Annotated in this window: 8 protein-coding genes and 2 riboswitches; of the genes, 7 read left to right on the top strand and 1 reads right to left on the bottom strand. The window is 68.2% G+C overall.

Translation table 11 applies throughout. The features are described 5' to 3' along the window. The first annotated feature begins 126 nt into the window (after positions 1–126). Both dapA and NQ706_RS00980 read left to right on the top strand, forming a co-directional pair. Positions 127–1,017 (top strand): 4-hydroxy-tetrahydrodipicolinate synthase, encoded by an 891-nt coding sequence (dapA, locus tag NQ706_RS00985; RefSeq protein ID WP_038567641.1) that lies wholly within the window; start codon positions 127–129, stop codon positions 1,015–1,017. Beyond that, the gene (locus NQ706_RS00980; RefSeq protein ID WP_038567644.1) at positions 1,017–2,696 is read left to right on the top strand and encodes a ribonuclease J; all 1,680 of its coding nucleotides are present in this window, start codon (positions 1,017–1,019) and stop codon (positions 2,694–2,696) included. The genes dapA and NQ706_RS00980 overlap by 1 nt, the downstream gene beginning before the upstream one ends. A gap of 283 nt (positions 2,697–2,979) precedes the next feature. Here NQ706_RS00980 and NQ706_RS00975 read toward each other — a convergent pair whose 3' ends face one another. After that, the gene (locus tag NQ706_RS00975) at positions 2,980–4,545 is read right to left on the bottom strand and encodes an aminotransferase class V-fold PLP-dependent enzyme (protein WP_038567647.1); all 1,566 of its coding nucleotides are present in this window, start codon (positions 4,543–4,545) and stop codon (positions 2,980–2,982) included. A gap of 43 nt (positions 4,546–4,588) precedes the next feature. Beyond that, positions 4,589–4,703: riboswitch (SAM riboswitch) on the bottom strand. 319 nt (positions 4,704–5,022) lie between these two features. Between NQ706_RS00975 and NQ706_RS00970 the strand changes: the two genes are divergently transcribed. The 5 genes from NQ706_RS00970 to NQ706_RS00950 all read left to right on the top strand — a co-directional run bounded on the left by NQ706_RS00970 (position 5,023) and on the right by NQ706_RS00950 (position 13,236). Then, positions 5,023–8,136 carry a DNA translocase FtsK gene (locus NQ706_RS00970; protein WP_081873622.1) on the top strand — a complete coding sequence of 1,038 codons (3,114 nt, stop codon included), beginning with the start codon at positions 5,023–5,025 and terminating at the stop codon, positions 8,134–8,136. A 185-nt stretch (positions 8,137–8,321) separates the two neighbouring features. After that, positions 8,322–8,411, top strand: a riboswitch (SAM riboswitch). A gap of 264 nt (positions 8,412–8,675) precedes the next feature. Next, complete coding sequence (locus tag NQ706_RS00965; protein ID WP_081873623.1) at positions 8,676–9,230, top strand: flavin reductase family protein; 555 nt, start codon at positions 8,676–8,678, stop codon at positions 9,228–9,230. Further along, positions 9,230–10,363, top strand: coding sequence for an LLM class flavin-dependent oxidoreductase (locus NQ706_RS00960; protein ID WP_038570633.1), 1,134 nt, complete (start codon positions 9,230–9,232; stop codon positions 10,361–10,363). Before NQ706_RS00965 ends, NQ706_RS00960 begins: the two co-directional genes overlap by 1 nt. A gap of 126 nt (positions 10,364–10,489) precedes the next feature. Next, positions 10,490–11,407 (top strand): ABC transporter permease, encoded by a 918-nt coding sequence (locus tag NQ706_RS00955; RefSeq protein WP_081873624.1) that lies wholly within the window; start codon positions 10,490–10,492, stop codon positions 11,405–11,407. After that, entirely contained in the window at positions 11,404–13,236 is a 1,833-nt protein-coding gene (locus NQ706_RS00950) for an ATP-binding cassette domain-containing protein (protein WP_081873625.1), read from the top strand. Before NQ706_RS00955 ends, NQ706_RS00950 begins: the two co-directional genes overlap by 4 nt. Positions 13,237–13,249: the final 13 nt, after the last annotated feature.

Raw genomic sequence — 13,249 nt, 5'->3', positions numbered from 1 at the left:
CTCACTGTAGGACGCGCCGGTGACAAGGCGCCTGCGGCGTCCGCTTCGTGGTGGTGAGTTGGTGGTGGCGACGTCGCGCGCGGCGGGCGTCCGCACACGTGGACGCTCGTGCACTAACCTGGGCGCATGACGACGACGACACCTTTCGGGCGCATGGTCACGGCCATGGTGACGCCCATGAAACCGGACGGCTCGATCGACTACGACGGAGTGAAGAAGCTCGCCGAGCACCTCGTCGCGAACGGGCACGACGGCCTCGTCGTCAACGGCACGACGGGGGAGTCGGCGACGACGACCGACGAGGAGAACATCGAGACGGTGCGCGCCGTCGCCGACGCCGTCAAGGGCCGCGCAGCGATCACCGCCGGGGTCGGTACGAACGACACCGCGCACTCGGTACGCGCCGCCAAGGCACTCGCGGACGCTGGGGCGGACGCCGTCCTCGTCGTCACGCCGTACTACAACAAGCCGACGCAGGCGGGCATCGTCGAGCACTTCAAGGCCGTCGTCGGCGCCACCGACCTGCCGGCCATGGCCTACGACATCCCCGGGCGCTCGGGGACGGCGCTCGCGAGCGACACGATCCGTCAGCTCGCGACGATCGACCAGGTGCGCGCGGTCAAGGATGCCAAGGGCGACTTCTTCGAGGCGACGAAGCTCATGGACGAGACCGACCTGCTGTGGTACTCGGGCGACGACGTCGTCAACCTCGCGTGGCTCGCGCTCGGCGCCGTCGGCGTCGTCTCCGTCGTCGGCCACGTGGCCGGCAACGAGTTCCGCGCGATGATCGACGCTGTCGACGCGGGCGACCTCGCGACGGCGCGCGCCATCCACACCAAGCTCATCCCCGCGATCGACGCGCTGATGAACACCTCCCAGGGCGCCATCATGGTGAAGGCCGCACTCAAGGAGCAGGGCGTCATCGACTCCGACGCCATCCGCCTGCCGCTGCTGCCCGCGGACGAGGCGATGTACGCCGTCCTGCGTGACGGCCTGACGAAGGCGGGGCTGCTGTGATGGAGAGTTCGCTCGAACTCGGCCCGCCGCCCGCGCTGGCGAAGAACGGTGCGCGCGTCATCGCGCTCGGCGGTCTCGGCGAGGTCGGCCGCAACATGACGGTTGTCGAGTACGGCGGACGCCTGCTCATCATCGACTGTGGTGTCCTCTTCCCCGAGGATCACCCGGGCGTCGATCTCATCCTGCCCGACTTCGACTACCTCAAGGATCGCCTCGACGACATCGAGGCCATCGTTTTGACGCACGGTCACGAAGACCACATCGGCGCGGTGCCGTACCTGCTGCGCATGAAGAACGACATCCCGCTCATCGGCTCGACGCTGACGCTCGCGCTCATCGAGGCGAAGCTCAAGGAGCACCGCATCCGCCCGTACACGATGGCGGTGAAGGAGGGCCAGCTCGAGAAGATCGGCCCGTTCGACTGCGAGTTCGTCGCCGTCAACCACTCGATCCCCGACGCGCTCGCCGTCTTCGTCCGCACGCCCGCAGGCAACCTGCTGTGCACCGGCGACTTCAAGATGGACCAGCTTCCGCTCGACGGCCGCATCACCGACCTGCGCGCGTTCGCGCGGCTCGGTGAGGAGGGCGTCGACCTGTTCCTCACCGACTCGACGAACGCCGAGGTGCCCGGCTTCACGACGCCGGAGAAGGACATCACGCCCGCGATCGAGCGCGTCTTCGAGAAGGCGGAGCGACGCATCATCGTCGCCTGTTTCTCCTCGCACGTGCACCGCGTGCAGCAGGTGCTCGACGCCGCCGAGGCCCACGGCCGCAAGGTCGCGATGGTCGGGCGCTCGATGGTGCGCAACATGACGATCGCCGCCGACCTCGGCTATCTCAAGGTGCCCGACAACGTGCTCGTCGACATCAAGAAGCTCGAGCAGATGCCCGAGGACAAGCAGGTGCTCATCTGCACCGGCTCGCAGGGTGAGCCGATGGCGGCGCTCGCGCGCATGGCGAACCGCGACCACCGTATCGACGTGGGGGAGGGCGACACCATCCTCATGGCGAGCTCGCTCATCCCGGGCAACGAGAACGCCGTCTACGGCCTCATCAACGGCCTCATGCGTCTCGGCGCCAATGTCGTGCACAAGGGCAACGCGATGGTGCACGTCTCCGGCCACGCCTCCGCCGGCGAGCTGCTGTACTGCTACAACGTCGTCAAGCCGAAGAACGTCATGCCGATCCACGGCGAGTGGCGTCACCTCGTCGCCAACGGCAAGCTCGCCGCCGCGACGGGTGTGCCGAGCGACCAGGTGCTGCTCGCCGAGAACGGCGTCGTCGTCGACCTCGTCAACGGCAAGGCTGCCATCACGGGCGCGGTGCCGGTCGGGTACGTCTACGTCGACGGTTCGCTCGTCGGTACGACCGACGAGGACATGCTCAAGGACCGCCGCATCCTGCGTGACGAGGGCTTCGTCACCGTCATCGTCGTGCGCGACGCGAAGACGGGCGCGATCCTCGCAGGCCCCGACATCCGCACGCGCGGCTTCGCCGAGGGCGACGAGGTGTTCGACCGCGTCCGGCCGAAGATCGAGCAGGCGCTGCTCGAGGCACGCAACAAGGGTGTCAAGGACAGCCACCAACTGCAGCAGGTCATCCGCCGCGCCGTGGGCGGTTTCGTCGGCGGCAAGCTGCGCCGCCGACCGATGATCATCCCGGTGGTCATCGACGCCTGACCCTCGGGGGTATGACAGGGGGCTGTGTGAGGCGGCTGAGATCGCCTCTGGCTGCCCATCTCGGATGAATGAAGGGTGCGACGCGTGTGACGCGTCGCACCCTTCATCCGTTGGGGTGCAACGGGATTCGAAATAGACTTCCAGGTTTGCTCTTGAGCGTGGTCAAAAAAACTCGCATCAGCGCGCGAGCGGACCGTTCGACAGGAGCCACCGCGTCGGCATCCCGTATCTGACGAAATGCGGCGGTGAGCCCCTCGCTGGGGCCCACCGCCGCTCGTTCTCCTCACCAGGGACGGGGCTCTGAGAGGTCGCGTCGGTCGGTGACGGGGCTCCATCCGAGGCCCGGGGTGTGGGTGTAGTCGAAGGCGGGCCCATGGGTGACGAGAGCACGCACGGCGTCGACGAGGCGTCGTGCGTGCTCTGTCGTCGTGGCGAGACCGATCGAGGCGCGCACTGCCGTCGCGCCCTCGCCGAGGCGCGCGTCGCAGAGCAGGTGAGCGCAGAATCGCCCGTCGCGCACAGCGATGCCGTGCTCGTCTGCGAGCACCTGAGCGACGAGCGTCGGGTCGTACCCGGCGACGGTGAACGTCGTGACGCCGACGTTGTCGCTCGCATTCCGCCTTGGCGCGCCATCGTCGAGGTGAGCGTCCGCGGCATTCTGCTCGTCGAAGAGTTCGACGATCCTCACGCCGTCGATCGAGGCGAGACCGTCGCGGACGATGGCGTGGATCTTCTCCTCGCGCGCCTCGGCTTCGCCGCGCTGCGCGGACAGCGTCGAGGCTGCGGCCGCGAGCGCGATGGCCCCGACCGCGTTCGGGGTGCCGCCCTCGTGGCGTGCGGGCGCGGGCGCCCAGGCGACGTCGCCGGCGCCTGATGCATCTTCGCTGACGCGGTGGCTCGCGCCGCCGGCGCGGAAGTACGGAGGGGCGGTGTCGAGCCAGTCGCGGCGCCCGACGAGGGCTCCTGAACCGTACGGCGCGTAGGCCTTGTGGCCGGACAGAGCGACGTAGTCGATGCCCCAGGCGTCGATGTCGACGCGGCGGTGCGGGGCGAGCTGCGCGGCGTCGAGAGCCGTCCGCGCCTCATGCCGGCGGGCGACGGCGGCGAGGCGCTCGATGGGCCACACCTCGCCCGTCACGTTGCAGGCGCCGGCGATGAGGACCAACACGGGAGCATCGTTGTGGGCGCGGAATTCCGCCAGAGCGACGTCGAGGTAACCCTCAGCCTCGGCGTGAGAGTGAGGGATCGGCAGCCGCGTCGTCCGCTCGTCCGCCCACGGCAGCAGCGCTGCGTGGTGCATCGAGCGGAACACGAAGACCTGCGTCTGTTGCGGCAGACAGTGGGCCAACAGGTTGAGCGCGTCCGAGGTGTTGCGCGTGAAGACGGTCACGTCGTCCTCGCGCGCGCCGACGAACGCGGCGACCTCCTGCCGAGCCTCCTCGTACCACCGGGTCGTCAGCTGCGACGCCCGTCCCGCACCGCGATGCACCGAACCGTACGTGCGCAGGGTCGTGTCGACGGCCCGTGCGACGGCCTGCAGCGCGGGAGCCGTCGCGCCATGGTCGAAGTTCGCGTGCTCGACGACGCGCCCGTCGAGCGTCGCGACGCCGAGATCGGCGCCGATCGTGGCCAGGGCGACATTGGCCTGCTGCGACGCGTCCGCGCGATGATAGGTAGCCGTGGGCGTCTCGCGACGGGACCCGCCGGGGTGCGCGGGCTGGGTGTGGTGACGCTCGGGGTCCGCGACGGGAGTTCCGGGGGTTACGGCATGAGCGGGGCGGCTCGTGTGGCTCGCAGCGTGGCGGCGCGCGTCGGAGTCAAGGATCGAGAGAATGGCAGAACGGGGCATCGAGGCTCCTCGAGTCAGGGGCCTCGCCGTCGCCAGATGGCTCGGCCCGCGCTTGCCGACACCGGTGCTGGTGGCGGCCAGGTCGTCACCCGGAGCACCCCACCGCGGTGGAGGGTTGCCGTCCAGCAAGCCGGGGCTGTGCGCTGGAACTCATGACCTACGTGAACGCTCGCACCCGGCCCTCCGCCGCGTCCACCGACGAGCGGCCGGAGGTTCGCATCGTGAGATCAACTGTGGCATCGCGGATGGCGAGCGCCGCGCGCAAGAGTCGGCGTCTCGCGGTGGGGGTGCCCGTGGTCCCCGGGCAGCTGGCGGCGCCCCCGACACGGGTCAGGGCGCTGTCGGATGCGAGCGCGTCAACGCGCCAGCGCGTCGGGACGCGGATTCGCAGGTGTCGAGCCGACCCGCCGTCACCATTGGACCCGTGTCACGGCGTGGGTCCACGAAAACGGCCGGAACCCCCACTAGCCTTGCGGGGTGGCGACCCGAAACAGACCAGCGAACGACAGCGTCCTCGTCGCGAAGAAGGCCTCTTCGCAGCCGCGCGCCAAGAGCTCGCGCCCGGCCGGCGCATCTGCGGCCTCGACGACGCGCGCCCGCACGACCCCGCCGAAGTCGAGCGCAACACGTTCGGGCGGCACGACGAAGAATGCACCCGCGCGCAAGACCGGCTCGTCCGGCTCGTCGCGAGGGGCTGCTGAAGCGCGTCCCTCCGCGTCCGGTCGCGCCGCTCGTGGCGCGTGGATGGGTGTTTCGCACGTCGCCGGCGGCACCGTCCGCCGCGTCGGCGCCGCCGCTTCTGACCTCGAACCCGAACACCGTCGCGACGGGCTCGGTTTCGCCCTCCTCGCCCTCGGCATCGTCGTCGCTGCGCGGGAGTGGTGGGGGCTGCCCGGCATGTTCGGGGACGTCGTCCACGCCGTCGCGGCCGGCACGTTCGGCGTCATCGCCTACGTCCTGCCCGTCGTCCTCATCGGCATGGCCATCCACATGTTCCGCCACCCGCGGGGGCACCAGCCGACCAACCGCATGACGATCGGGCTGACGATCCTCGCGCTCGGCTCGACGGGGATCGCCCACCTCGTCGGCGGGCGTCCGTCGACAGGGGATTCGACCGCGGTGCGCGGCGCAGGCGGCATCCTCGGCGTCATCACGGGAGGGCCGCTGTCTGCCGCGCTCACGGTGTGGGGCGCGGGCATCATCCTCGCGCTCGTGTCGTTCTTCGGTTTCCTCGTGCTGACGCGCACGCCCGTCAATCGCATCCCGCAGCGCATCCGCGAGGTCGAGGCGCAGATCTTCGGCCACCCCCTCGATGAACGCGACGACGAGAGCGAGCTGCGTCAGCGTGACGCCGTCGCCGACGACCTGCACGGCGCCGACATCGGCAACCGCGCGCGGGGCGGCTCGCGTCGCGGCGCGGGTGACGACGCCCGGCGCGGCGATGAGCCCTACGAGCAGGCCGCCGAGGTCGTCGGCAAGGGGCCGCGCGGCAAGGGCCGTGGCACATCACGCAACCCGCTCAACCGCGGTCGCGGTGAGCAGCAGATCTACGACATCGACACGATCGACGGCGCCCCGGCGGGCGTCGATCAGACGCGAGAGATGCCCGCCGGCGGCTCTGACGACGAGCGCGCCGGTGACGCGAGCGCCGCTGCGCTCGCGCGAGCCCGGGCATCGCGCTCCGGAGCGTCGCCGGCAGGGGAGGCGGCAGGTGGGGCAGTGCGCCGCTCCGCACCCATGGATTCCGTCGACGATGCCGTCGTCGACCAGGCCTCCGCACGTGCGGCGCAGGCGTCGCGCCCGGCGTCGGCACAGCGGCCGGGGGAGTCGCCGAAGGCCGCGGCGCCCCGTCAGGATGCCGGTGCCACGCGCGTCGAGCAGGCTGCGCCGGCCGCAGCCGTCCCTCAACGTCAGGTGGAGGCTCAGCCCACCGAACAGCTTCCACCTCGTGTCGAGCAGCTCGCAATGGGCGGCGACGTCACGTACACGCTGCCCGATTCGAACGTCCTCGAACAGGGGACCCCGCCCAAGGAGCGTTCCGCCGCGAACGACCGTGTCGTCGACGCGCTGACCGAGGTACTCGAGCAGTTCGGCATCGATGCCGTCGTCAGCGGGTTCACGCGCGGCCCGACGGTGACGCGCTACGAGGTCGAACTCGGCCCGGGCGTCAAGGTCGACCGTGTGACGGGGTTGAGCAAGAACATCTCGTACGCCGTCGCGAGCGCCGACGTGCGCATCCTGTCGCCGATCCCCGGCAAGAAGGCCATCGGTATCGAGATCCCGAACGCCGACAAGGAACTCGTCAGCCTCGGCGACGTGCTGCGCAGCCAGGCGGCGCGCAACAACACGCACCCGATGGTCATGGGTGTCGGCAAGGACGTCGAAGGCGGCTACGTCGTCGCGAACCTCGCGAAGATGCCGCACATGCTCGTCGCGGGTGCGACGGGCGCCGGCAAGTCGAGCTTCGTCAACTCGATGATCACGTCGCTGCTCATGCGGGCCACGCCCGAAGAGGTGCGCATGGTGCTCGTCGACCCCAAGCGCGTCGAACTGACGGCGTACGAGGGCATCCCGCACCTCATCACGCCGATCATCACGAACCCGAAGAAGGCCGCCGAGGCACTCGAGTGGGTCGTGCGCGAGATGGACGCACGCTATGACGACCTGGCCGCGTTCGGCTACAAGCACATCGACGAGTTCAACAAGGCGGTGCGCGCGGGCAAGGTGCAGCTGCCGCCCGACAGCAAGCGCAAGCTCGCGCCGTACCCCTACCTGCTCGTCGTCGTCGACGAGCTCGCCGACCTCATGCTCGTCGCGCCGCGCGACGTCGAGGCGTCGATCCAGCGCATCACGCAGCTCGCGCGTGCCGCGGGCATTCACCTCATCCTCGCGACGCAGCGCCCGTCCGTCGACGTCGTCACCGGCATCATCAAGGCCAACGTGCCGTCGCGCCTGGCGTTCGCGACGTCGTCGCTCGCCGACAGCCGCGTCGTGCTCGACCAGCCCGGTGCCGAGAAGCTGCTCGGCCAGGGTGACGCGCTGTTCCTGCCGATGGGTGCGAGCAAGCCGATGCGCGTGCAGGGCGCATGGGTCAACGAATCCGAGATCCACGCCGTCGTCGCGCACGTCAAGAGCCAGCTCGCGCCGAACTACCGCAAGGACGTCGCGCAGGTCGCGCCGAAGAAGGAGATCGACGACGACATCGGCGACGACCTCGACGTGCTGCTGCAGGCCGCCGAACTCGTCGTCACGACACAGTTCGGATCGACGTCGATGCTGCAGCGCAAGCTGCGCGTCGGATTCGCGAAGGCCGGTCGCCTCATGGACCTGCTCGAATCGCGCGCCATCGTCGGCCCGTCCGAGGGGTCGAAGGCGCGCGACGTGCTCGTCAAGCCCGACGACCTGCCGCAGACGCTCGCGTTGCTCAAGGGCGAGGACGTGCCGGAGCCGGACGGTGCTGGCGACGGCCCCGTCGACCTTGTGGCCCAGTCACAGGACGCGATCCCCGCCCAGGGGGAGCAGTACTACGACGGGCACGATGGCGGTGACGGTAGTGAGGACGCCTGGGAGCTCACGCAGCACGGTCGCTGAGGTCGCCAGGTCGGCGGCGCCAGCCTGATGGAGGAGTCCCTGCATCCCGGATCATCGGGATGCAGGGACTTTTGTGTCCCGGACAGTCCCGTGTGGCGTCCGAGGTGGTAGTTGCGATACAGGTGTCGTGTCCCAGTATGTGGATTCTGCTTGTGGGTGGCGCGACCGGCCAGTTGACTGCATTCATCCCATCCAGAGCGGCCGAGAGATCTGGCTCGTCGACGCCGCAGCAACCGACCCTCACGGAACGGTGCTCACGCCAGAAGCGATGGAGTTGATTCTCATGTCGGAACACCGCGTTTCGTCTTTTCGTGCCTGCCGACGTCGGACGGTTGATTTGATGCGCCGTCGCGTCAGTGCATGTCGCTGAAGAACGCACGACGATCTCAACGCCTCCGTGGGCGCGACCCTCGCGACTTTCGACTCTCGGGTCGTAGCCCGCCCATGCCATGGATGCCGTCCGGTCGGATCACCGATTGTCGATGTGACCCGGTACGTCGCACGCGCGCTAGACGCCCTTCCCCCTCACTGATCAAGAGATGAGTTTCATGTTGCCCACAGCACCACCTCACACCGAGATCGTTGTCTCGGTGGTGAAGCCCGATCTTCGTCCCGTGTTTCGCCGCGCGGTCTCGAGCGTCTGGGTCATCACGACTGCAGGGGAGGCAGGGCCGGTCGGCTTGACCGCTTTGTCTGTGCACTCGGTTTCGGTCGACCCACCCCTCGTGTCCTTCAACATCAGTCGCACGTCTCACTCGCTGGCTTCAATCGTGCGAACCGGACGTGTCGCCCTCCACCTTCTCGACGAGAACCAAGGGCAGCTCATGACCCGATTCGCCGGCCCGCGTGAGGCCCGGTTTCGGGACGACGGTCTCTGGTCGTGGGACAGGACCGGTCTGCCGCGACTCACGGACGTCGCAGCTCGATTGACAGCCACGGTCCGTGATGCCCATGAGGCGGGAGACAGCTGCCTCATCGTCGCCGAGGTGGATAGCGCCGAGCATGTCGCAGATCGCGGTCCGCTTGCCCACCACAACGGAGCGCATCACAGCGTCTCGCCCTCAGTGTCACGAACGACGAACGGAGTCCGATGATGAGCACGTCCACGAACCAGCCGACCTTCCACTGGTTCCTACCGACCTCCGGCGACTCGCGTGGAATCGTCTCTGGAGGTCATGGGGCCGCGGTCGAGGGCACTGATCGAACCCGTGAACCGTCCGCGGGCTACCTGCGTCAGGTGGCACAGGCGGCGGAGGCCAACGGTTTCGAATCCGTCCTGACGCCAACGGGTCTGTGGTGCCAGGACTCCTGGGTCATGGCCGCTGCGCTTTCCCAGCACACTGAGCGGCTGAAGTTTCTCGTCGCCTTCCGCCCAGGGTCCGTCTCGCCGACTCTGGCAGCGCAAATGGCCACCACCTTCCAGACCATCACTGACGGTCGACTCCACGTCAACATCGTCACCGGGGGAGAATCGTCCGAGCAGCGGGCGTTCGGCGACTTCCTCGGCAAGGACGCCCGATATGCGCGGACCGGAGAGTTCCTCGACGTCGTGAGTCGGTTGTGGGATTGCGAGGATTCGTTCGACTATCGCGGCGAACACCTGGTGGTGGAACAAGCGCGACTCTCGCGGACGCCGACCCCGCGTCCCGAGGTCTTCTTCGGCGGATCTTCGCCAGCCGCACTCGAGATCGCGGCCCGCCACGCCGATGTGTACCTCACCTGGGGGGAGCCGCCGGCCCAGGCCAAGGAGAAGATCGACCGAGTCCGCGAACTGGCCGCCCGGCAGGGCCGCACTGTGCGATTCGGTATTCGGTTGCACACGATCTCCCGAGACACGTCCGCCGAGGCCTGGGCGGTCGCGGAAGGGCTACTCAAGCGCATCCCCGCGGAACTCATCGAACGTCAGCAGGACGCGCTGCGTCGGTCTGAATCCGAAGGGCAGCGGCGCATGCTCGCGCTGAACGGAGGGACCACTGCCGATTTGGAGATCCACCCCGGGCTCTGGGCTGGCGTGGGGCTGGTGCGCGGTGGAGCCGGAACGTCGCTGGTCGGTTCACATGCTGAGGTCGCAGACCTGATTCGGCAGTACCGCGACGTCGGCTTTGACGATTTCGTGTTGTCCGGATACCCGTGCCTGGAGGAGGCCTACTGGTTCGGTGAGGGGGTGCGCCCACGGGTGGAGGCGCTCCCGACGGAAGAGCATTCGCACGACCGAGCCGTGAGCTGAGGATCTTTCTCGAATTCGAGGGTTTGCACCGGCCAGGTCGTGGCCACTGACCTGGCCGGCATTCTTTTCGCAATTGCATAAGCAAATGTTTGACAAAGCCTAATGAAAACCTATGAGGAGTGACTCATGAACGTGACGAGCAGCACAGCTCGGGCGTCGACGGCGGCAGCTGTTGCTTCGCCGGGATCGGCCGACGACACCTTGCCTGCCCGAGTGCGCTTGGGCAGCGCCGGCTCCAACGCGCGCCGTAGGAGGCGGCGGAATCTCATCCGTAGTGATCACGAGCCGCCGAGTTGGGAGGTGCGGGCTCTGAGCCCGCTGGCAATCATCGCGGTGTGGCAATCCGTGAGTGTCATCGGTTGGTTGCCACAGGACGTTCTCGCACCGCCATCCCGGGTCCTCTCAACGCTGGGGTCGCTGATCTCCGACGGCACGCTCACAACTGCCCTCAGCGTCTCGGTGCAGCGTGCCGGGTTCGGATTCGCACTGGGGTCGCTCATTGCCTTGGGTGCAGCGCTCCCGGTGGGCCTGACGCGTACCGGTGAGGCGATCATCGATCCGCCGATGCAGATGCTCAGGACTCTGCCCCTGCTGGGGCTGGTTCCGTTGTTCATCGTCTGGTTCGGGATCGGGGAAGCGCCGAAGATCCTCCTGGTGGCGCTCGGGGTGTGCGTGCCGTTGTACCTCAACGCGGTAGGTGCGCTTCGATCCATCGACCCAGATCTGTACGAGCTCGCCGACGCGCTGGACCTCACGGCGTGGCAGCGCTTTAGGCACGTCATTATTCCCGGTGCCCTGCCCGGAACCCTGGTGGGCGTCCGGCAAGCTCTCGCCTTCGCCTGGTTGGCCCTCATCGTTGCAGAGCAGATGAGCGCGACGGCCGGACTCGGCTTCATGATCAACAACGCCCGCGACTTCATGCAGACCGACACCATCGTCGTGGGCCTGCTCACCTACGCCGCCCTCGGGCTCATCACGGACGCCGCCGTCCGGGTGGCGGAACGCCGCGCCCTGCGGTGGCGAACGGAAGGAACGTCACGATGAGCGACAACCAGTCGAAGCACCCTGGTGGGCCCACCGATCGGTGGACGTCCCCGGGACTGGACGGCCGAAAGGGCCTTGCCGTCCATCTCGAGTCCGTCTCGAGGCGATTCGGGGACAACGTCGTCCTTGATGACCTCGACCTCGACATCCCCGCCGGGCAGTTCGTTGCGGTCCTGGGGCGGTCGGGCGCGGGCAAGTCGACCCTGCTGCGCCTCCTGGCCGGTCTCGATCGCGGCGAGGTCTCTGGGGCGGTGGGCACGAGCGAGCGTGTGTCCGTCGTGTTCCAGGACGCGCGGTTGTTGCCGTGGGAGGACGTCGCTGCGAACGTGCGGCTAGGCGCACAAAGTATGGGTGTCAACGGGGCGGAACTGGACGCGAGGATAACGCAGACGCTCGCAGAGGTGGGGCTCGGCGACAGGGCCCGCGCCTGGCCGCGTGCCCTGTCGGGTGGACAACGACAACGTGTCGCTCTTGCGCGAGCACTCGTCACCGCACCCGACCTCCTGCTCCTCGACGAACCGTTTAGCGCCCTGGACGCGTTCACGCGTCAGGAGGCGCAGGATCTGGTCGTCCGCCTCTGGCAACGTCACGGACCGGCTGTCGTGATGGTCACGCACGATGTCCATGAAGCGGTGCTCTTGGCCGATCGGGTCGTTGTACTCAACGAGGGCGCAGTGGTTGCGGATCGCACGGTGGACCTGCCCCGTCCGAGGCGACGTGAGGACGCGGAAGTCAACGCCCTCGTCGCCGGTCTGACGGCGGATCTCGACAAGGCTCGAGCTCTGACCGTGCAGGCCCAGCCGCAGGGGAGTTCCTCCTCGGCTGCAGGCGACCGTTCGAGTTGGACACGGCGTGGCGTCTTGGCCGGGGGTCTTCTGGGAACGTCGGCGCTGGTGGGATTCACCCGCCCCTCGGATGCTTCCCGCACCGCGACGGTGCGTGTCGCACAAGGCGGATCGGCGCGTGGCGCCACGCTCCGAGTCGCCGTCCAAACCGACGGAGTACGATCCCTGCTGCGCGCGTCCGGCCAGCTCGACGACACGCCGTACACGATCGAGTTCTCGCAGTTCACCTACGGGATGGCCATCGTCGAAGCTCTCCAGGCTGGCAAGGTGGACGTCGGCGGAGTCGGGTCGACCCCGCCAATCTTCGGAGCAGCGGCGGGCTCGGGATTCCGCATCGTGGCAACGACCGCGTTGCGGAACCATCGCGACTCATCCGTCCTCGTGAAGAAGCACTCGGGTTTGTCCACCGCCGCCGATCTGCGGGGCAAGCGGATCACGGTGCCCAAGGGCAGCTCGGCTCACGGGTTGCTTCTGAATTTCCTGCACCGAGGTGGTGTGAAACCGTCCGAGGTCACCTTTGTCTACCTTCCGCCGGCCGACGGTGCGGCCGCTTTCACCCGCGGAGATGCGGACGCGTGGGTCATCTGGGAGCCGTTTGTCACCCAACAGCTCCGCAGCGGGGCGCGGGCCATCGGAGGCGGTCCCCCGGACGAGGCTGGGCTGAACTTTTCGCTCGCGTCGACCGATACGCTCGGGGACGCCGATCGGGTGGCCGCCTTGCGCGATTACCTTCGACGTCTGCAGAAGGCCTATGCCTGGGGAGCAACACACCTCGACGCCTACGCCCGGGCCTGGTCCCAGGAATCCCGGCTGCCGCTGTCCGTCACCCGATCCGCGATCTCGCATAAGAAGACCGATCAACGTCCGGTCACGGCAGCTGACATCCGGCTCGAACAGACGCTCGCCGATCGGTTGTTCGAGGACAAGGTCATCCCGAAGAAGGTCCATTTCACCGACATCGTCGAAACGGGTCTGATGCGGTGAGCTCAGGCGTGTC

It is taken from the genome of Dermacoccus sp. BD5 (assembly GCF_044878485.1).
In the GTDB taxonomy this organism is placed as follows: domain Bacteria; phylum Actinomycetota; class Actinomycetes; order Actinomycetales; family Dermatophilaceae; genus Dermacoccus; species Dermacoccus nishinomiyaensis.
The sequence above is the reverse complement of the archived record's forward strand: the minus strand, read 5'-3'. Positions and strand labels throughout refer to the sequence as shown.